General features: G+C 54.6%; 19 protein-coding genes. 7 read left to right on the forward strand and 12 right to left on the reverse strand.

The annotated features are described in order from the left end of the window. On the reverse strand, positions 1 to 612 hold a 612-nt coding region (locus Q0G85_RS08995), incomplete at its 3' end, for an EthD family reductase (protein WP_297157000.1). A 389-nt stretch (positions 613 to 1,001) separates the two neighbouring features. Here Q0G85_RS08995 and Q0G85_RS09000 point away from each other — a divergent pair. Beyond that, complete coding sequence (locus tag Q0G85_RS09000; RefSeq protein ID WP_297157003.1) at positions 1,002 to 1,982, forward strand: AEC family transporter; 981 nt, start codon at positions 1,002 to 1,004, stop codon at positions 1,980 to 1,982. Between the two features lie 63 nt (positions 1,983 to 2,045). On the opposite strand, the gene Q0G85_RS09005 is transcribed toward Q0G85_RS09000, so the two are convergent. Next, on the reverse strand, positions 2,046 to 2,567 hold the full coding sequence (locus tag Q0G85_RS09005; RefSeq protein WP_297157006.1) for a helix-turn-helix domain-containing protein: 522 nt from the start codon (positions 2,565 to 2,567) through the stop codon (positions 2,046 to 2,048). Between the two features lie 322 nt (positions 2,568 to 2,889). Then, positions 2,890 to 4,308, reverse strand: coding sequence for an MFS transporter (locus tag Q0G85_RS09010; RefSeq protein WP_297157009.1), 1,419 nt, complete (start codon positions 4,306 to 4,308; stop codon positions 2,890 to 2,892). Between the two features lie 272 nt (positions 4,309 to 4,580). On the opposite strand from Q0G85_RS09010, the gene Q0G85_RS09015 reads away from it, so the two are divergent. Both Q0G85_RS09015 and Q0G85_RS09020 read left to right on the forward strand, forming a co-directional pair. Beyond that, the gene (locus tag Q0G85_RS09015; protein WP_297157011.1) at positions 4,581 to 4,901 is read left to right on the forward strand and encodes a helix-turn-helix domain-containing protein; all 321 of its coding nucleotides are present in this window, start codon (positions 4,581 to 4,583) and stop codon (positions 4,899 to 4,901) included. Then, positions 4,901 to 6,190 carry a type II toxin-antitoxin system HipA family toxin gene (locus Q0G85_RS09020; protein WP_297157013.1) on the forward strand — a complete coding sequence of 430 codons (1,290 nt, stop codon included), beginning with the start codon at positions 4,901 to 4,903 and terminating at the stop codon, positions 6,188 to 6,190. Before Q0G85_RS09015 ends, Q0G85_RS09020 begins: the two co-directional genes overlap by 1 nt. On the opposite strand, the gene Q0G85_RS09025 is transcribed toward Q0G85_RS09020, so the two are convergent. The 6 genes from Q0G85_RS09025 to Q0G85_RS09045 all read right to left on the reverse strand — a co-directional run bounded on the left by Q0G85_RS09025 (position 6,191) and on the right by Q0G85_RS09045 (position 11,709). Further along, complete coding sequence (locus Q0G85_RS09025; protein WP_367116887.1) at positions 6,191 to 6,586, reverse strand: hypothetical protein; 396 nt, start codon at positions 6,584 to 6,586, stop codon at positions 6,191 to 6,193. It abuts the gene before it with no gap. 15 nt (positions 6,587 to 6,601) lie between these two features. After that, positions 6,602 to 7,162, reverse strand: coding sequence for a UbiX family flavin prenyltransferase (locus tag Q0G85_RS09030; RefSeq protein ID WP_297157018.1), 561 nt, complete (start codon positions 7,160 to 7,162; stop codon positions 6,602 to 6,604). 138 nt (positions 7,163 to 7,300) lie between these two features. Next, on the reverse strand, positions 7,301 to 7,507 hold the full coding sequence (locus tag Q0G85_RS10345) for a non-oxidative hydroxyarylic acid decarboxylases subunit D (RefSeq protein WP_367116888.1): 207 nt from the start codon (positions 7,505 to 7,507) through the stop codon (positions 7,301 to 7,303). Positions 7,508 to 7,516: 9 nt separating this feature from the next. Then, positions 7,517 to 8,938 (reverse strand): UbiD family decarboxylase, encoded by a 1,422-nt coding sequence (locus Q0G85_RS09035; RefSeq protein ID WP_297157020.1) that lies wholly within the window; start codon positions 8,936 to 8,938, stop codon positions 7,517 to 7,519. 148 nt (positions 8,939 to 9,086) lie between these two features. Then, positions 9,087 to 9,419, reverse strand: a complete 333-nt coding sequence (locus tag Q0G85_RS09040) for a 4Fe-4S dicluster domain-containing protein (protein ID WP_297157022.1) — start codon at positions 9,417 to 9,419, stop codon at positions 9,087 to 9,089. Then, on the reverse strand, positions 9,412 to 11,709 hold the full coding sequence (locus Q0G85_RS09045; protein WP_297157024.1) for a molybdopterin-dependent oxidoreductase: 2,298 nt from the start codon (positions 11,707 to 11,709) through the stop codon (positions 9,412 to 9,414). The genes Q0G85_RS09040 and Q0G85_RS09045 overlap by 8 nt, the downstream gene beginning before the upstream one ends. Positions 11,710 to 12,152: 443 nt before the next feature. Between Q0G85_RS09045 and Q0G85_RS09050 the strand changes: the two genes are divergently transcribed. Beyond that, a complete protein-coding gene (locus Q0G85_RS09050) occupies positions 12,153 to 13,748 on the forward strand; it encodes a LuxR family transcriptional regulator (protein WP_297157026.1) in 1,596 nt (531 codons plus the stop codon). A 51-nt stretch (positions 13,749 to 13,799) separates the two neighbouring features. Here Q0G85_RS09050 and Q0G85_RS09055 read toward each other — a convergent pair whose 3' ends face one another. Further along, positions 13,800 to 14,573 (reverse strand): nitroreductase family protein, encoded by a 774-nt coding sequence (locus tag Q0G85_RS09055; RefSeq protein ID WP_297157029.1) that lies wholly within the window; start codon positions 14,571 to 14,573, stop codon positions 13,800 to 13,802. A 121-nt stretch (positions 14,574 to 14,694) separates the two neighbouring features. Continuing rightward, positions 14,695 to 16,248, reverse strand: a complete 1,554-nt coding sequence (locus Q0G85_RS09060; protein WP_297157032.1) for an SLC13 family permease — start codon at positions 16,246 to 16,248, stop codon at positions 14,695 to 14,697. A 392-nt stretch (positions 16,249 to 16,640) separates the two neighbouring features. On the opposite strand from Q0G85_RS09060, the gene Q0G85_RS09065 reads away from it, so the two are divergent. Beyond that, the gene (locus tag Q0G85_RS09065; RefSeq protein WP_297157035.1) at positions 16,641 to 17,147 is read left to right on the forward strand and encodes a hypothetical protein; all 507 of its coding nucleotides are present in this window, start codon (positions 16,641 to 16,643) and stop codon (positions 17,145 to 17,147) included. Positions 17,148 to 17,411: 264 nt separating this feature from the next. Here Q0G85_RS09065 and Q0G85_RS09070 read toward each other — a convergent pair whose 3' ends face one another. Beyond that, positions 17,412 to 17,822 carry a hypothetical protein gene (locus tag Q0G85_RS09070; RefSeq protein ID WP_297157038.1) on the reverse strand — a complete coding sequence of 137 codons (411 nt, stop codon included), beginning with the start codon at positions 17,820 to 17,822 and terminating at the stop codon, positions 17,412 to 17,414. A 300-nt stretch (positions 17,823 to 18,122) separates the two neighbouring features. Here Q0G85_RS09070 and Q0G85_RS09075 point away from each other — a divergent pair, with 300 nt between their 5' ends. Together Q0G85_RS09075 and mtnN are read left to right on the forward strand one after the other, a co-directional pair. Continuing rightward, complete coding sequence (locus Q0G85_RS09075; RefSeq protein WP_297157041.1) at positions 18,123 to 18,617, forward strand: S-ribosylhomocysteine lyase; 495 nt, start codon at positions 18,123 to 18,125, stop codon at positions 18,615 to 18,617. A gap of 9 nt (positions 18,618 to 18,626) precedes the next feature. Next, the coding region (gene mtnN, locus Q0G85_RS09080) for a 5'-methylthioadenosine/S-adenosylhomocysteine nucleosidase (RefSeq protein ID WP_297157043.1) at positions 18,627 to 19,047 on the forward strand (421 nt) is incomplete at its 3' end.

The raw sequence follows: 19,047 nt of genomic DNA on the forward strand, positions 1-19,047 counted from the left end.
GAATTCAGACGAGGCGTAGAACTCGTCGAACGCATCCTGGTTCTCGAACCACATCTCGACAACGCCCTCGACGGGGAGCTCGTCGTAGGAAACCGACTTGCCGCCGACGATGCGGTCGATGACGAGGTTCTGGTTGTAGCCGCAGCAGCCGGGAGCGGTCTGCACCATGTGATCATGGACGTTCCACCACTCGTACTTGAACTGCTCGCTAGTCACGCCGTCGGCACGACCCAGGAAGGACACGCGCTGGATGAGTTCCTTGCCACGCAGATGCTCGGGAATGCGAATGACTTCGCGCTTCGCCAGCACGAGGAGGTTGACGTTGGGGTCAGCGAACTTCTCAACGTCGTTAGCCCCCTCACCATTCAAGGAAGCGACACCTTCGAGCATGTCCCCGTAGCTGTCGAACTGGAGCTCGGAGTAGCCATCGATGACGATCGGGCCCTGGCCCAAAGGATGACGATGCTCGTTGTCGATAACGAGATGCTGGTCATATTGGCGCAGATGCTCCATCTTCGCCGCGATAGGACCATGGACGTTCAGCCAGTACTCCTGGAACTCCTCCATGCTCATATCGTCTTTCTTACGCATCAATCCGCACCTGCTGATCATAGCGATCATCCTCCTTGGTTAATCTGACACGTGAGCCTGCATTCGGACCCCTACCTCTTTGCCAGTCACCGTTTCAATCGACCGTTTATTCCGAATGCAATGCCCAAAACCCCTCGATTTGGGTTTCTTCTACACATAATGTTCATATCGATGCATTCCCTCAAGAACGCACTTCAAAGTTAGGAACGCACCCCGAAGTTAGGTACGCACCCAAAGGTAAGGCCCCCCTTGACAAGTGCCTTGCGTGGGCGCGCGGGGAAAAGACTTACTTTGGAGTGCGTCATTGTCACTGGATTCGACTTTTCCTATCGTGGTTTCGTTGAGAAATTCGGGCGGCTGCTAGGCCGTCTCATCCTTTCTGTCGTTATTTGCATCGGAGTTTTCAGTACATGAGCAGTATTTCCGGGGCCATTTCCCAAATGATCATCTTGATCTTGATCGCATGCATGGGTTTCGTGTGCGCGAAGGTCGGCTACATCGACGCGGATACGCGCGGAAAGTTGACGAAAATCCTCGTCAACGTCACGCTACCGTGCATGATCGTCGTGTCGGGAAACAACCTCGATGCCTCGCAGGTCGCCGATTTGATTCTGCTGGCGTTCCTGCTCGCCATCGCCCAGTTCGCGCTCCTTCTGCTTTGCGGCTGGCTGTGCAATGTGCTACTTCGAACGCCGCCTGACCAGCGCTCGCTCTATCTGTTCATGGCAATATGCACCAACACCGCCTTCATCGGCCTTCCTATCATCTCGTCTATGTTCGGCGGCGAAACCACCCTGTTCGCCAGCATCTTCGTCATGGTTCTCGCGTTTTTCATGTACAGTGCGGGGTTCGCGATCCTCGCCAGCAACAAGGCTGGCGAGAGCAGGGGAGGCCGCGATAACATCATCTTGAGAATCGCCGACAGCATCACAGACCTTCCCTGGAAATCGATCTGCAACCCTTCGATGGGATCCTGCCTTATTGCGATCGCACTGCTTCTTCTGGGGATCAAGATTCCCCACGTCTTGGCCAGTGCGATGGGCACGTTAGGCGGCATCACCTCCCCCATCGCGATGATGATTGTCGGCTCCATTATCGCCGAGGCAAACTTCAGCTCCATCGTGAAGGAAGCCCGCCTGTACCCGACGATCATCTTCCGTCAGCTCATCGTTCCCATCGCCCTGCTGTTCGCGCTGCGCTCCCTCGGTGTCAACGAGTCTTTGGTCGTCGTTTTCACCATCATGTTCGCAATGCCAATCGGCGCGCTCGCCCCATCGTTCGCTGAGCAATTCGGCCACGATTCTATGCTGGCTGCCAAGGGCACCGTGCTCTCAACAGCCGCCGCATTCGCGATTATTCCCCTGGTAGTCGCCGTAATGGCTCTGCCTTAGACGCACGCCGAAAACGCTGGCGTCGGAATACTTTGAAGTCGGTTCGATACCTGCTCTATTTTGTTATTGGTCGTCGCTTGTTTCCGCCGCGTCCGGCCTGATCTTGGGCGGATTGTAGTAATCGCTGAAGCCCTTCATATACCAGAGGATGCAATCCCCGCCACCCAAGCGGTCGTCTTTTTCCTCGGGGTGGCCGAACATGACGAAGTCGTCTTTCCTCGTTCCCTTCGAACGCAAGACGACGTCATTCGAAAAGTCCCCATAGACGGAGCCCCAATCTCGCAGAAACGCAAGAACGTTTGCGAAGCTCGCTCCCTTTTCCGTCAACGCATAGTCGACGCGAAGCGGTTTCGTGTCCGTCACGATTCGCTCCACCACGCCTTCTTCTTCCAACTTGCCGAGATGTTGGATGAACATTTTATGGGAAAGGTCATACGGAATCGCTTTGCGCAGCTCGCTATACCCTGCCCGCTTGCTTGGCATGAGATCGAGGTACCAAACGATATACGGCTCCCACTTAGCCTTCAGCAGGGAAATCGTGTAACCAAGAGCGCAAGACTTGAAGTCCCCTTCTTTTTCAAGCATGTTGCAGTCTCCTTTGCTCTGCGCATTTTGCAATTCCAAATTGCATATCCGAATTGAGTATTTTAGCGCAAGACGCGTCAGTAGCAAATCGACATCGAGCAATTGTTGCCAAGGAACTGACACTTTTTATGGCAGGTCACAGGGGTATGAAGCAAGTGTTGGAAGCCGTCCAACAGGACAAAAAGGGGACACTTACAGCTTTCAGACGGAGGCGCGACAGGAAACACGTGGACAACGTCAAGGGATTCGCGAAATGAAAACACGAACGATGCTGGACACTTGTCCATTTTTAGACGACTCTCCCAGACGCACCTTGGAGGCTTTATTTCAAAGGTGCCTTATTCTCTTTTCCCCTGCCGCCTATCGACGCAACAACCACAACAATCAAGATCGCAAATATCGCCGCCTGCAGACCGAAGCTCACATGGAATCCAAGTAAGGACAAGCCCTCTGCCGCCGCGATGTCGCCGGGAGCCCACCGCACGGTCACCACTGCCATCAAGGCGATGAGCAGATTCGAGCCCATCGACCCGACAACTTGACGTACGGCGTTGATAATCGCGGTTGCATGCTTAGTTTCCGAATCGTCCAAGCCCGTCATGCAGTACGCCGTTGTGGGCATCACAAGAAACGCCAGGCCAATCATGCGAATGGCGTGCGCGATTGCGACCCACACGACCGAGACCGACGAATCGAACACGACGAACATGCCCGAGCCGAATGCAAGCAAGCTCAATCCCACTGACATGCAGGGCACCATCCCGAACCTGTCGTAGAAACTGCCCGCCGGCGTGTTCGCGAAGGCGTTCGCCAAAGCGCCAGGGAGCAACACGAACCCGACAGCGAGCGCCATATTCCCGCATTCGTTCTGCATGAACAGCGATGCCTGCAAAGGACCTGCTAAAACGGCAATCTGAGCCAGTCCAGCGAGGATCACGCCGAGCGCGAACGTCTTTCGCTTGAACAACCGAAGCTTCAGCAGCGGGTTCGGAATTATAAGCTGCCGCACGATGAACAGGGCAAGACACGCCATAGCGCCTGCGGCGGGCAGCAGGAACCCGAGCGAGGCGAGGCCTTCGCGCTCGGCAATCGAGACCGCAACCAAAAGGCACGTAAGGCCACCTGCGAACGACGCGCAGGAGAGAGGGTCGAGCTTCACGGGGAAGTGTGTGCCGATATCGCGAATGGTGAAGAAGGCAACGACCCAGGCCACCGACGCCGCGCAGGCCAGCATGACGAAGTTCATGCGCCATCCCAAAAGGTCTGTCACGATTCCAGAGATGGTGGGGCCGAACACCGGCGCGAATGCGATGACCATTCCCGAAAGGCCGAGGGCGTACCCGCGCCGCTCCTCTGGGTAGACGGCGACAGCGACCAATTGCACGAGGGGAATCAGGACGCCATTTCCGCAGGCCTGAAGGAAGCGCGACGCGAGAAGCACCGGGTACGATTGGGCGCAAACGGCGATCACGCAGCTTGCGATGAAAAACGCCATCGCCACCAGGAACAGATTGCGGATGCTGTATCGGGTTGTGAAGAACGCGATCATGGCGCTGACGCCGCCCAAGGCATACACGTAGCCTGTGGTGAGCAGCTGGCCGGCTATCGCGTCGATTTCGAAATCCGCCATGACCGAGGGGAGCGCGGTCGTGAGCATGTTATACGCCAAGTTCGCCACAAAGACGCTCGCGAGCACCACGAAGAAGGTGACGCGATCGCGCCGACAAGACGATTCTTGCATGAACGAGCCCTCGCTTCCTTGAAGTCGTCCGAGCGATTGATTTCGGGAACACCCAGTTTGCATTTAACGATAGGTGCCGAAAATGCGTCGGACAAGAACTCACCTCAAAGTAAGGGGAAGAGGGGAAGCGCAACGAGGGGCGAGGGGGATCGCGGCAATCTCCATGTTCGCATTATTTTGCGAAATCATTGACTCGCATAATTTTGCGAGTTATCATTATCGCAAAATTATGCGAACATGCGACGCTTCGCACCCAGACGGAAGGTAGCCAAATGATAGACGCTCTCGAGGTAGGCTATGCGATCAAGGATCGGCGAGCAGAGCTTGGCATGACCCAGGCACAGGTTGCCGAGGCGGCCGGGGTCTCGAAGCGATGCCTATGGTCGTTGGAGCTGGGCCAAAATCCTGGAGTTCAACTGGACAAATTGACTGCCGTATTGGGAGCGCTCGGACTCGACCTGCGAATAGACAAAGGCGATGTCCCAATTTTTAATGCCCAGACAGAAACGCCGAGCGTGAAGCCGGCCGACGCACTTCCGCATTGCGATAACACCTTCGACGCCCTGGCGATTCTTACGGGAAAGGCAAAATAATGCGCAACCAATTGGATGTAATCATTTCAGGAGAGCAGGCCGGCGTGCTCTCGCAAGAAGACTCCGGCCAGCTTTCGTTCGCCTACCTTCAGGGATACCGCGGCGTACCGCTCTCATCGGCAATGCCCTTGTCGACTCGAACCTATCGTGACAAAACCGTACGGCCATATCTCTGGGGTCTCCTCCCCGAGGATCAGTCTGCAAGAAAAGCCGTTGCTGCAAATGCAGAAGTTTCTCCGAACAACCCCTTTGCACTCTTGAGCGTCATCGGCCTGGACTGCCCCGGTGCCGTTCAATTCTGCTCGCCAGACGAGAATGCGGCGCAAGAAGAGAAGCTCGTCCCCATCGACAATGCGGATATCGCGCGAAGGCTTTCAGCTGGTCGCGAGGAAGGCTCTGGATGGCTCGCGAATAACGAGCATTGGAGCCTTGGAGGCCAACAGAGCAAATTCGCGCTCAGAAGACAAGGCGGCAAATGGTTCTCCTGCGAAGGCGCGGCAGCAACCACGCACATTCTCAAAAGCGGCGTAAGGGGCCTTTCCCATCAGGCCCTAAACGAGTATGTATGCATGCGCCTTGCCGTAGCCTGCGGAGTCAACACTGCCCAAGTCGAGTACCATGAGTTTGAAGGCGCGGGAGGAATCGAGCCCGCAATAGTAATCGAGCGATACGATCGTCTAACCAGCGGCAACGTCGTGAAACGGTTGCATCAGGAAGACCTCTGCCAAGCGCTTGGATGCCTGCCAGAAAACAAATACACCGACTCCGGCGGCCCTAGCTGCGCCGACGTCCTTGAGCTTTTGAAGTCGACCGGCAATGCGGCCCAAAACAACATAGCGGGTTTTCTGCAAATGCTCTTCTTCAATTACCTCATCGCCGCGACCGATGCCCATGCGAAGAATTACTCCATTATGATCGATGCAAATGGGGAACATCGACTGGCACCCATGTACGATGTCGCCTCAATCGCTCCCTACGTAAAGCCCAACACATGGAAGACAAAGCCGCCGAAACTCGCTATGTCGATAGGCGGAGAAAACCGGGCGGGATGCGTCACGGCCAACAACCTGAGCAAACTCGTGAAGCAGTCGCGCCTTGACGATATCGGAATCACTGTTGAAGGATGTGTCGAGTTGATGACGCTCTACGCAGACGAAATCCCCATTAAGCTGCCGGAAGTGTTCGACCACTTGGAGGACACCGCGTCTGCCACAGCCGCAAGAGAGCTCAGGTCGCACATGGAGGAGCCCATTGCACAACTATGCAAGAAAGCGAAAGCGCGACTGTAGTCACACAAGGCGATGCTGGCGAAGCCAGGTCTCGGCGCAACTTTTCGCATTATCAAGAAGTTGAGCAATATCCTCTTCATCCGCTCCGTCCATATGGATTCCGGCGGTGACCGAAACAGGCTCATTGATGCCCTTTGCGAGAATGTCGGCGACTTTCGAGGCGGCATGAACGTCCTTGTGACCAGGAAGGCATATTTGGGAAATATCACAAGTGATACCAGCACGATTGGTTTTCGCTCTCGGAATAGCGACAGCCACTCCCCCGACGTGAGGCGAGTCACCTCCCACGAGCATAGCACACGCCCCCCTGCCGAAAGTCTCGACCACCGTGAGCTCAACCCGGAAACAGCCTTCCCCTATCGATACGCGCCTTGTGGCGCAATCCCCTTCCGTCATTTCGAGGTCCTTTCCCTAACGCCCATCCCACGGTTTCATTCGGTCGTACTCAATTCCAAATTGCATGAGCACTTTACCAATCACGTGGTCGATCTGGTCTTCCGCTGTCGGATAATCACTATAGAACGTCAGCATTGGCGGAATGATCGAGCAGCCCAGTTCTGCGCAAGTGAGCATGTTCCGCAAATGAATCTTCCCTAACGGCATTTCGCGAGGAACCAACACCACTTTCCTACTCTCCTTCAAGCACACATCCGCAGCCCGCTGAAGCAGGTTTTCCGCATAACCATTCGCAATGCCTGAAAGCGACTTCATAGAACAGGGGATGACGATCATCCCATCGGTCCTAAAAGAACCGCTTGATATGCAGGCAGACAACTCCGAGTCGTCGTATGAGTAGTCGGCAAGGTTTATCACCTCCTCAAGAGGTTGGTTCGCCTCCTTCTCGAAGGTGAGCTTCGCACCCTTGCTCACAATGAGATGGGTTTCGACCTCGGGCATGCTTTTCAGCACCTCAAGAAGTCGCGCGCCCATCTGAACGCCTGTCGCTCCGCTGATTCCTATGATGATTTTCACAATACCCCCTTTATCGGGGCCGCCGAACAGCCCTGGCCGCATAAGGCCATCACTGCCGAAGGACAAACCCAGGGATTGGCATTCGGCAGCCTATCCCCTTCCACGCTGGCAAAAAAGAACAAGAAGGGGATAAGGCTTTTAAATGAATCGACCCAAACCAGCGATTTCCTCGTTTGTAAGTTGGAACCTCGGATCGCGCTTTTCGATATCGGTAATGTAATCCGGTTCAGAGCTGCGCCAGTTATAGTGGCAGATTGGGCAGGCATAGACCTCCCACGCCCCGCTTCCATCAGGCGCTTCTGATACGGCATAGGCTTGGTCGTTGAGGCATCTCACACACTTCATAGCGAGCTCCTATCGAATCTCGGCAAGCAGCCGCTTCAAGACGGACGCCTGCTCGGCATAGTCGATCTCGATCTGCTGGACATCCCGCATATGATCGGGCGCCACAGGAGTGGTTGCGTCAATGAAGACTCGGCCGCAAACGCCGACGGGGTCATTGCAGGGGTCGAGCCCCATCCCGACATCGTACGGGATGATGGTAATATCCTTGTCCGGGCGAACCCTGAACGACATCTTCGTAAGCACCATCTCGTAGTCGAACGGATCGACCCAGGGGTCGACGACAATGATGAACTTCCCATGGCCGATTCCCGCCGAAGACGAGGCGGCATTGTATGCAACGATCTTCGCAAAGTTACCGAACTTCATCTTCGCGGAAATGATCAGGACCATACCGTGCGCCACCATTGCGTTCACGGCAACAACCTCGGGGGTCCGCTCCCGAATCGCCTCGGTATTGGAGATGCATGTAATCAAATTCGACATGCAATTCCCCTCGCAATGGCAATCGCCAAGATACATACCCTCGAAAAGCGGATCTTTTCGATGAGTAATGCGCTTGATCTTGATGATGCACTGGTTTCGAACCCCGGAATAAGTGCCTGGAAACTCACCGTAAGGGCCTTCTGGCTCCCGGACTCCGCAAAGCACTTCGCCTTCGAAGACGTATTCCGCATACGCAGGGACGGGAATGCCGTTTGAGGCTTTGACCAGCTTCAAGGGCTCGCCCTGCAAACCCGCCGCATAATTGAACTCCGATTGGTTGTAGTCAAGGGGAATGCATGCGAGAGACGAGACGGCAGGGGGGGCGCCGACGCAGAACGCGATGGGCATGTTCTCCCCCCGCGCTTCCCATTTACGCAGATGGTTCGCGCCATCATGGTCGAACATAATCTGCAGGCCGGTAGTGTCCTTCTCCATAATCTGGATGCGATACATACCGACGTTGGTCATATTCAGGTCGTCGGGGGCGTCGGGGTCGACGGTCACGATGGCCGGCTTCCCTATGAAAAACCCACCGTCGCCGGTATTCGACCTGAACATAGGGAGATCGTACATGTTAATGTCATCGCCCTCGATAACGCACTCTTGGCACGGCGCATCGGCTGCGTCGACGAACTCGACCTCGCCTTTCGCGCATTCGGGCCAGCGCTCTTCCATAATCTTGTACTTGTCGTAGACAGATGTGCTCGTATCGACATCGAACGCAGTTGCCCAGTTCTTCCAACTCGCAAGGGTGTTGAAGACCAGCTTCTGCCCTTTATACCCTTTGATGTTCTCAAAGATAAGCGCTGGGCCATTGTCGGGATCATCAAGGGCCGCCTTAACAAAGCGAGTCACATCCGGCTCGGGAAAAACCTCGTCCGTGATGCGAACAACTTGCTTGCGCGTTTCAAGCTCCTTGATAAGTCCCCGCAAGTCGGTAATGCCCATCTAATCATCCTCCTTACATTGATGGTGATTGCTTAAAGTGTGCCCCGAAGTGCCGAAAGGGTATTGAGGGAGACACTTCGGGGCAGTTGCGGCAGCAGACTATCTTTTCAGGGGAGTGGAGGATAATCTGCGTAACGGGGATGGCACATTAATCGAAGCTGTAAAGAACCTGCTTGGGATTGACGCTCAACTCCTTTGCGAGCTCATCGACCTCGCCGTACTTCATAATCGCAGCCTGACAATGTTGCACGCAGCTCGGGGCCTTCCCCTTGCCCACGCGCTCTGCGCAAAGATCGCACTGCTTCGTGAAGATAGGCATGTGAATCCACACCCAATCATCGCCCTCGATGTTGTACGGCCCGACATCAGCCAACTTGACGCCGTACTGATCGGAAGGAAGCTGCTTCTCAACCTGACAGGCCATTTCACACGTATGGCAACCAGAGCACCACTCGTAGTCGACGAGAATTCCTTTAGGCATGACGCTCGCCCTCCTTCAGCTTGTAAATCGTGCAAATCATGGCCTTGTAGTTAGCTCCAAAGCCGGAATCGCCCGGATTGTGCACGATGAGGTTGTTGATGTTCAGCTCGTCGACGTTGTAGAGATTATTGGGGCTCTCCTCGGGACGCCACCAAGCATGGTCCGTACTGACAACGCCTTCTGAGATAGTGGGCGTCACTTTGACTTTGCGCTGCGCGCGACCCACATGGTTCTCCACCCAGACCCAATCGCCATCGCGAACGCCAAACTCCTCGGCGGTTTTCGGGTTCACCTCAATGAGCGGGTCGGGGCGCATCGCACGAAGTCGGGGGATCTGGCGATGCTCCGAGTGGAACATTGACCACGTGCGCGCGCCGGTCGTGAGGATGAGCGGGTACTTTTCCGCAAGATCGGGAGTCGAGATGGGACTCGGGACAGGCTCCTCGTAATAAGGCATCGGATCGATGTGGCAGAGATTCTGGAAGAAATTGGAATAGAGCTCGATTCGACCTGTAGCCGTCATGAATCCAGGCTGCCCATCCGGCCGCATCATACCTTTCTCGTACTTCCTGTAGGTGAACGGCAGGAAGCCAGGAGACACCTCGCGGAGATCATCGAAGGTCAAATCCCTCGTTCCTTCCACGCACATCGCGCCGAACATCTCCTCGACCGTGTCCCAGGGGAAGGCGGCAGGGTTGAGCATACGGCCGATTTCCAGCACGATTTCGGGGTCGGACTTCGTGTCGCCAATCTTGATCGGGCACTTGTTGATGGCCTCGGCGCGCTGCATCCCACATCCCGCGACGATGCCATTGCGCTCGGGATACGTCTGGGCCGGAAGAACCAAATCGCAGAGAGCCTGGATGGAGGGCGTCATGAAAAGATCATTGGCAAGGATGAAGTCGAGTTTCTCGTAGGCCTTCTTCACGCGGCGCGGCTCGGCAGAGGTGCATGCGAGAATGTTGGTCTGCATGAACCATGCAGCGCGCGGCACGTACGGCTTGCCCGTTTCGATTGCGAGAAGGACCTCTTCGGTCGATGCGAGCTGAACGCCGTACGTCAGGAGCGGGTACTTGTCCTTTCCAAGTCGAGCGGCGGCCGCCTTCTCGGTGACCCACTCATTTCCGGAAGACTGGTCGGGGAGCAGGAAAGTGACGACTGGCGTCATGCCGCCCGGAACATCAACGTACCCGCAAATCTGGTAGATTGCGCAAATCGCATGAGCACAGGGGATCGCCACCCGCGTCATATCGACGGCAAGCCCCATCTGGATTGCACCAGGGCCCTCAGTCGCGAACATGCGCGCAGCGTCGCGGATCTTCTCCTGGGGGATGCCCGTAATCTCCGACACCTTGTCGAGCGGGTATTCCTGAACGCGCTTAGCGAGCTCGTCGAAGCCGTAGGTCCAGCGCTCAACGAAGTCGTGATCGTAAAGATCCTCGTTGATAATCACGTTGAGCATGCCGAGGGCCAGCGCGGCGTCGGTGCCGGGGCGAATCTGCATGTAGATCTTCGCCTTAGTGGCAAGCCAGGTCACGCGGGGATCAATGACGACCATGTTCGAACCACGCTTGAGGCAGTCAGTCAACCAGTGACCGTAGAAGCCGTCCGAGTTGGAGACGACAGGGTTGTTCCCCCACAGGAGAATGGTTTGCGGCGGGCGCCATTCGGGATTGTCATAGCGATCGGGGAACTGCTGCGAGCAGTCCATGACGTAAAAACCGCCCGCTGTTGCGAATCCGCCCGCCATGCGGGGGATCCAGCAAGACTGGCCGTCAAGGGCATAGCAGTAGTTCGAGCTTCCGTACGCATAGCAGATACGTGTGAGGTAGGCACTGATGTCGCGACCCGTGCCCTGATAGAAGCAAACGGTCTCCGGGCCGTATTCCTCCTTGATCTGGTTGAGCTTCGTCACGACGATGTCGAACGCCTCGTCCCAGCTGATTTCCTCCCACGCATCGGGGTTTCCGCGCTGGTCACGGGCCCTCTTCATAGGGTGAAGCAATCGGTCGGGGCTGTTTACGACCTCGGGAACGTCGAGACATCGCACACACAAGCGCCCTTGGTTGTACGGATTCTCGGGGTCGCCTTCGACCTTCACGAGCTTTCCCGTCTCTTTGTCGACATACATGAGTACGCCGCATCCGTCGTGACAACCAGGGCCTGACCACGCGCTTCCTCGCGTGACGATATAGCCGTCCTCCTCCCACTGATACTCCTTGTGGACGTGGGGAACCTGAATGATATCCTCCTTCTTCGTCAGCGGAGGTTTTCCGGTCATTTCAGGCATTTCTCGCTCCTTCCTCTCCTTTGAGCGCTCCTCTTGCGCTTGTCGATTCGCGGACCCTCGCATGGGCCTTGCTCCAAGGTTGTTCGAAGCTGCTCGGGAAACTAGCCGCGTCTCTATTCGGAATGCTACGGATAGGAAGATGCCAATGCATCGCTTATTGAACCCGATTTTTGACCCTAAACAATGTCAGGTAAAACACCTGAATGTTCGCATTAGTCGTTATTTCGGCCATGTGAACTGGCAAAATGAATATAGACCATTACTTGTCGACACAACAGGTTCGTTGTCTTTTCTGCTACACTGAATTACGAGGGATGAGTTGTCTTTGGCATTTTAATGATTGCCGCATAGACCTGATGCAAAATGGGGATCTTTCGCTAGCGCGTTTGCTGCATACGCACTGCTACAAGTCCGCAGCATCCATACGAGAAGGGGGCCCGCTCATGGCATTAACCATGCAGGAGGCGGTTGCATCGAGCAAATCGCGAAACGCTATCTACTTAAGCCTTGCAGGTTATGGGCTCTTCCTCGCGTGGATTTGGCTGTGCTTTTCAACATCCATCGTCTTCCCTCTTGCTGGCAGTACACCAACAATTATCGCTGCACCAAGACTGATTGCTTACCTTTCCGACGCGCTCACCCTTTTGCTATTGGCATACCTCTGCCAGAGAATAGCATCTGACATACTCCAGGAGAATCATACATTGGCGTTCACGGGCTCCGCGCTCGGACTTGCGAGCGTTGGACTGCTTTTACTGTCAGTCCACTTCGAGGGAGGGCCCGCACTTGCGGCAACCATCCTAGGGTGGCTCTTCTGCGGTACGACCGGAGCAATATGCACATTTGCCTGGATACGCCTGTTCTGCAAAATCGACCCCTCTGATCTATGTCTCTGCATCTCTGGCGCCATCATTCTCGGTGCAGCCATCACGTATATTCTTTGCTACCTGCCCCTGCCTGTCGCACGTACTGTTGCAGCACTCTTGCCCGCAGCCTCATTTGTGCTGTTTTATCAGGCTAAAGAATTCCCGTTGTTTATCGGGAATCTCGATGTCAAAGAGTCATACGCGCATAGAAACAGAGGCATCCCAAGCCCAACCATTAGGATTCTGGTCGGCATCTTCGTTTACGCTCTCGTTTTCTCCGCACTCGTCAATCCACTTACTACGCGTAATGGAATCGAAATCGAAGCAGACGGCGGCTTTATGCTCCTCGCGTCATTTATAGCAGGTGCAGTGATTATCGTGGCAACAAGAATGGCATCACGGATCGATAAACTCCGCCCCGTGTATCTCGTTGTCTTGCCCCTTATGGTCATAACCCTTGTCATACTCCCATTCGTTCAAAACTTGCCACTTAACGCCGCCGGCTTTTTGGGCGCTTTCAGCTTTAAGCTGTTCGATGTTATTTGTTGGGTCCTCATATACGATTCTGCACTTCGGAATCGCATCGCACCAGCAAGAGCCCTTTTATCTAGCCGAATATGCTATGCGTGGGGATTGCTATTTGGAACTTCATGCGGCTTTTTCATGTCCCATAACGGCCTGTTCAAGGACAAAGATCTCTTCACTACGCTCTGCCTTGGCGGTGTCGTCATTCTTGTTATCGTTACAACGATAGTTCTTAGGGAAAGCGGCCTATTCCCCGACAGCGCTAAGGGAGATGGCGACGAAGAACCCATCTCTTTCCCCGCCAGTGAACCCGAGAAGCCCCTCCCCATATCCGGACCCGAAGACGTGTTCCAATATAAGACAAACCAAGTTGCCCAAAGATACGGTCTTACAAAGCGAGAATTCGAAGTTTTCCTTCTTCTCTCGAAAGGCCGTTCTAACAAGCTTATCGAGGAACGACTTGTTATTTCGCCTCATACGGTCGATTCGCACGTCACGCACATCTATCGGAAATGCGATGTCCATTCTAGACAAGAAGTCATGGACCTTATCGAGGAAGAGCGTGTCGATATGCATGCTCTAGCGGAAGCGATTCGCGACCAGCACGACAAACATCTCGAGTCCGACCCAAGCGAAAGCTTAGAATAAAAATGGCGGGAGACCAGCTCCCGCCATTTAAAATATACAAGCTCGAATCACCTAGTCCTTAGGCTTACCGCCGCCATAGCTTCCTTTAGACGCTCCACGAATCATATCGAGATGCTCAAGGAACTTCGCACCTGTCATAAGGCGATTGGCGTCATATCGCTCGTAATGAATCAAATCCTCGGTCGGAAGACGGCGGGGCGGACCAGGTTGGTATGCCCGATGTCCAACTGGAACCATGGTGTACAAGCGCATCGGCTCGGGAAGACCCAGCACTTCGCGATACCCATCCTGAGAATTGGTATCTATTCTAGCGGAGCTTAAACCCAAAGATGCAGCTGCAAGCTGAGTTAGCATAGAGACATGGCCCATCGTGCACGATAAAACGCTCACGGAACCATCTGCGAGATTTGCGCGCGCGGACAGTACGGAACCGAATTGTTTTCGAGGATCGCACACTATCGCAATCATCGCCGGTGCATCAGCCCATCCAGTTGCCCTCTTCATCTGCTCCTCCATCTCCTCGGGAGGATAGTTGAAGTATGGATGACGATATTTGGGATCTCGCTGCTGTTCCAACCAATAAGTAAACTGATAGTCGTCATTCTCATAAACGAAACGCAACTTCTGCATCGTTTCCTTGTCCTTAATGACGATGAATTCCCATGGCTGGGAGTTCGCACCCGACATCGCATAGTGTGCGGCATCGATAATCTTGTAGAGCTCTTCATCCGACACTGGTTCATCCGTGAACTTTCTGATGCTGCGGCGCCATTTCAACGTCTGCATAAGAGCATCGTACGTATTCGGAGTTTCAACTGCCGTCATATCTCCTCCTTAAGCAAAATGCTGATAGGATGTCGCGACGGACGCGAGCGTATCCAATTGCGCCCGTCGCATATTGACCCATATAAGTAATGCCGATAGTTATTAATTAGCCTTAGGAAAGCTACAGGATTCCAATACTGCCAAGAAGCGGCCACCAGCACCAGACCAGCAGCGGCGTTGCAACGATTTTCCCGAGGCAAACAACCAGCTGAGTCTTAATGTAATCACCCTGCGTGTAGCACCCGTAGTCGGCAACCACCATCGGAGCAGGCGCATGGTAGTACATCACCGTCGGCTGCATGTAGCCCTGCATGAGAGCGGCATAGACCGGCGGCATCCCCATACCGGAAGCAATGGGGAACATGAACGGCACGAACAACATCGGCGAACCAATAGCAAGACCAAGCCATGCGGTAATCTGCGCCAAGAGCCACAGCAAAACCGTAAAGCCAAGCCAACCGCCAAAGTAAGGCGAAATTGCGTTGAAGAAATTCGTGAACGCATCCTCGAGACCAACAGCTGCCATCATGCTGCCGATGCCAAGCACTGCGGCAACGAAGAGAATCATCGCCCAGTTGATGTTCTTAAGCGTGCTCCTGAACTCCAAGCAGCCAATTCCAGGAAATAGAGCCAGAAGAGCCACACCAAGCGCCGTATGGGCTACATGGATTCCAGTCAAGCTATTGGTAACCCAAAGCACTAGCGCGACCAGGAAAAACACAAGCGACTTTTTCTCGTCCACACTGAACTTCCCAAGAGCCACCAGCTCTTCTTTGATCTCCTCCTGACCACCGGGCACCGTAAGAACCTCGGGCTTAAAGTACAACTTGAAGAAGATGAGCACGAAAACAGTGATGATTATCGTGTCCGGAAGAATCGCAAGGAACCAACCGAGCCACGAAATCGAAATGCCGCCCTTTTCCAGACATCCGAGAAGAACAAGGTTGTGAGACGAACCCGACAGAGACTCATTGCCGCACAGAAGAACGAATACGGGAATGGTCACCATAAGCATTTTCGCAACAGTACTCTTCTCATCAACACCGTACAGTTTGACCAATGGGTAAATCTGAGCACCCAAAAGCAGCGCAAGAACAGTACCTGAAGGAACGACCAACGTGAGAACGAAAGATAGGATGATAACGCAGAAGATAACCTTCCACAGCGATAGGTTCTTTCCGCCAAAGATACGCACGATGTTCAATGTGATGCGCCGATCAAGTCCAGACGTTTGAATCAATCGGCCAATGATCAATCCTCCGAAAATAAACCACGTAGTTGAAGCTTGAAAACCGCTGAATCCAACCTGTAAACTGACCGTCTTCGTCAAAACGGGCAAAATCATGAGGAGCAAGCCCGTCAACTCAGCAGGGATTGGGTTAAAAATCCAAAAGATCAAACATAGGGCGAATATTCCAAGCATATGCATGCCAACTGGTTCCAAGCCCCATACTGGCGGGCAGAACCAAAGAACCAGGAGAGCTGCGATACCTAAAACAAAGCCGATTTTTTCCGACGTCTTCCCTAGGAACTTCTTTGGCGGGCGCCCTCCAGGCCCTCCACCCGGTTTCCCTCCAGGGCGTTCATTTTTCGATTGCGCTGGTTTTTCGACTGCTGCAGCTTGGATGCTCACTTCTCCTGAACCGGCATTCGCAGCAACTGGTTTCCCTCCCATTACCAACCTCCTTGTTTCATTACGAGAACGTCCCCCCCCCTCGACCGTTAAAACCTCAGTAGAGCAAGTGAATGGGCGAGGGAGAAAAGCCTCCTCCTTACCAACAGCGCCAGGTTCAACCATCAGCTTGGCCCAAAAACTGAGGCATTACCTAACCGCTTCATGGGAATAATGCCTTCCGGCTGAAGGCCATTCATCGCTGTTATGTCCTGATTTCGAACAAGATTGGAGCGAAATCGACCTAAGAGCACCTGAGACAGCCTTTCAAGGCATCAGGTGAAATACGCGACATTCTTTCGGGATCACATAAGAGATAGGTGTGTTTCACGGGATGAAGCACACGGCGGGCTGGACCTACCCTGAAAGTACAACCGTTTCGAAAGGAGAAAGATATGATTACCTGGCACGAAGGATCGACTTACCCGAATCCCGAAGCACTCGTCAAGATATTCCAAAGCAAAAAGCATGATTGCGCGAAATCGACAACCCGTTATATAGCCGCAGCTTTAATACTCACAGCAGCACTTCTCTTCGCTTCGAGGGAGTGGACTGTCGTTCTGGGTGGGCTTATCACAGTCGCTTTCATTCTCACATGGATGATTCTCCGTTGGCGCAGCTACGATAAAACCTGCACCATTCTCGAAACCCGGAACTTTTCTTGGGCAGCTGGAAGAGTACAGAATCTCTGGAAACGGCAAATGCTCGATTTCGGTGGCGGTCCAATGTATCAGATTGCGCTTTGCGATGAGTGGGCTGCGTGTGATATGACTACGCACAACCAAGCAGTAATCGGCAAGCTAGTCGTACTTATCAGGGACGGAGAAAGCTCTTATGGCGTCATGATTCCAGAGAATCAAAGTCACAAAGCAATCAAAAGAATCGCTCGAGCCGCTTCATAGGAGATGATCCCATGTGCTTGATTTGCATGAAGTGCGGGCGATGTGAGGGGGTTACACCGCACAAGGACGTCCAGGTCTTTTTTGATAATCGACCCCCTTGCCTTAGCTGCAAAAGTAATATTCCTCCAGGAGCATCAAAATGCCCGAGATGCGGGCGAGCTGCACCTTTAGTTCCCGGAACGAGGGAAGCCCGCTAGCAGCATTACTGCCTGCGGGCTTCGCTCGAGCGAAAAACTATGTCAGCCGAAGATGAACGGCGGGACTTTAAGCCTGCTTCTTGATGTTGTTCGCGAGGATGAACAAAACGACCACGAACAGCGTGCCGATCAGGCTGCTAGCGCTGATTCCCGAACCAGTCGCCTCCATGATGAGACCGAGCGCGTTGAACACGATGCCGATAATGCACAGCACCCAGAACACGCCGATCTTCGACGGGTCGTTCGCACCGCGCACGCCAAATGCGCCGACGACGATGTCGAAAGCGCCCGCAACGATTAGAATCACGCCACCGATCGTGCCCAATACCGCAACACCAGCGCCCGAGTAACTCGACTGGGACAGTGCGATGCCGTTAGCGCCCACGGTGAGCACGATTCCCGCAACAGCGATAATCGCTCCCACGACGATGCCGATAATCGACAGAACCTTCAACGCTGTCTGAGAACTAGTTTTCATACGACCCCTCTCGGTTGACACTTTCCCATTGTTATCCGCTAAGGATACAGGAGCTCGCGCGAAAACCGAAGGGCGAAGCCCCAAGGCGAACGCTTTTTGGGACATCGGGCTCATCTTTCTTCGCGCCAGGCGCAAAGTGAGCCATCCGCCACCCCGCACCAGAGCCAACCGATACAAGTGGATTTTGTGGCGAGGCGCCCCCGTACCGTGCCCAGCAACGCCAACGACGGGGAGCGCGCTTGCGCACGTCGGCGAATCGTATATCCTTCCAATTAAGACCATCTTCAAAGGAGCGAATCCATGGAAAGAATCGCAAGCTTTTCCGTTGACCACACCAAGCTCGAGCCCGGCGTCTACGTCTCGCGCAGCGATGCCGACGAGAAAACCGGGTGCGTGACCACCACTTTCGACCTGCGCATGACGGCGCCGAACCGCGAGCCGGTGATGGACACCGCTGCCGTGCACGCGATCGAGCACCTCGGCGCCACCTTCCTTCGCAACGATGCGGAATGGAAGGACCGCGTGATCTACTTCGGGCCCATGGGCTGCCGCACCGGGTTCTATCTCGTACTGTTCGGAGCCTATGAATCTACCGATGTTGCCAACCTGGTGCTTCGCCTGTTCGAGTTCGCGCGCGACTTCGAAGGCGAGATTCCCGGCGCGAAGCCGGAGGAGTGCGGCAACTACCACGACTCCGATCTGGCTCAGGCGAAATGGTGGGCGCGGCGCTACGTGGCCGACACGCTTTCTGTGCTCGACGACGCGCACACGCATTATCCGGCGCTTCTGGACTAGGACACATTGATGGAAAACCCAATCGGCATCATCGGCGCAATGGACATCGAGGTTGAACTGCTGAAAGAAAGCATGGCCGCAGAAGGCGTAGTCGATGTCGCCCACATAGCGGAGCTTTCATTCTTCACGGGAACCCTTTCAGGGGTGCCCGTCGTCGTCGCGCAATGCGACGTTGGCATGGTGAACGCCGCTGCCCACACACAGCTTCTCATCGACCGCTTCGCCGTTCGCGGTATGGTGAACACGGGCGTAGCGGGATCGCTCGACGCCTCGATCGACATCGGGGACATCGTGGTGGCGACCGACGCTGTGAACCACATCATGGACGTGGGAAACCTAGGCTATGCCCCAGGGCAAACGCCGGGACTTTCCACGCTCGCCTTCCCTGCCGACGAGACGCTTCGCCGCGCGGCGATGGACGCCGCAGACG

Source organism: uncultured Ellagibacter sp. (genome assembly GCF_934617235.1).
Taxonomy (GTDB): Bacteria; Actinomycetota; Coriobacteriia; order Coriobacteriales; family Eggerthellaceae; genus Ellagibacter.

What these genes read in the sequence shown, in the direction of transcription:
- Q0G85_RS09025 (WP_367116887.1), bottom strand. Translation starts at nt 6,586, where the DNA reads ATGACGGAAGGGGATTGCGCCACAAGGCGCGTATCGATAGGGGAAGGC.
- Q0G85_RS09000 (WP_297157003.1), top strand. Translation starts at nt 1,002, where the DNA reads ATGAGCAGTATTTCCGGGGCCATTTCCCAAATGATCATCTTGATCTTG.
- Q0G85_RS09040 (WP_297157022.1), bottom strand. Translation starts at nt 9,419, where the DNA reads ATGCCTAAAGGAATTCTCGTCGACTACGAGTGGTGCTCTGGTTGCCAT.
- Q0G85_RS09045 (WP_297157024.1), bottom strand. Translation starts at nt 11,709, where the DNA reads ATGCCTGAAATGACCGGAAAACCTCCGCTGACGAAGAAGGAGGATATC.
- Q0G85_RS09065 (WP_297157035.1), top strand. Translation starts at nt 16,641, where the DNA reads ATGATTACCTGGCACGAAGGATCGACTTACCCGAATCCCGAAGCACTC.
- Q0G85_RS10345 (WP_367116888.1), bottom strand. Translation starts at nt 7,507, where the DNA reads ATGAAGTGTGTGAGATGCCTCAACGACCAAGCCTATGCCGTATCAGAA.
- Q0G85_RS09050 (WP_297157026.1), top strand. Translation starts at nt 12,153, where the DNA reads ATGGCATTAACCATGCAGGAGGCGGTTGCATCGAGCAAATCGCGAAAC.
- Q0G85_RS09075 (WP_297157041.1), top strand. Translation starts at nt 18,123, where the DNA reads ATGGAAAGAATCGCAAGCTTTTCCGTTGACCACACCAAGCTCGAGCCC.
- Q0G85_RS09060 (WP_297157032.1), bottom strand. Translation starts at nt 16,248, where the DNA reads ATGGGAGGGAAACCAGTTGCTGCGAATGCCGGTTCAGGAGAAGTGAGC.
- Q0G85_RS09070 (WP_297157038.1), bottom strand. Translation starts at nt 17,822, where the DNA reads ATGAAAACTAGTTCTCAGACAGCGTTGAAGGTTCTGTCGATTATCGGC.
- Q0G85_RS09035 (WP_297157020.1), bottom strand. Translation starts at nt 8,938, where the DNA reads ATGGGCATTACCGACTTGCGGGGACTTATCAAGGAGCTTGAAACGCGC.
- Q0G85_RS09055 (WP_297157029.1), bottom strand. Translation starts at nt 14,573, where the DNA reads ATGACGGCAGTTGAAACTCCGAATACGTACGATGCTCTTATGCAGACG.
- Q0G85_RS09010 (WP_297157009.1), bottom strand. Translation starts at nt 4,308, where the DNA reads ATGCAAGAATCGTCTTGTCGGCGCGATCGCGTCACCTTCTTCGTGGTG.
- Q0G85_RS09005 (WP_297157006.1), bottom strand. Translation starts at nt 2,567, where the DNA reads ATGCTTGAAAAAGAAGGGGACTTCAAGTCTTGCGCTCTTGGTTACACG.
- Q0G85_RS09015 (WP_297157011.1), top strand. Translation starts at nt 4,581, where the DNA reads ATGATAGACGCTCTCGAGGTAGGCTATGCGATCAAGGATCGGCGAGCA.
- Q0G85_RS09020 (WP_297157013.1), top strand. Translation starts at nt 4,901, where the DNA reads ATGCGCAACCAATTGGATGTAATCATTTCAGGAGAGCAGGCCGGCGTG.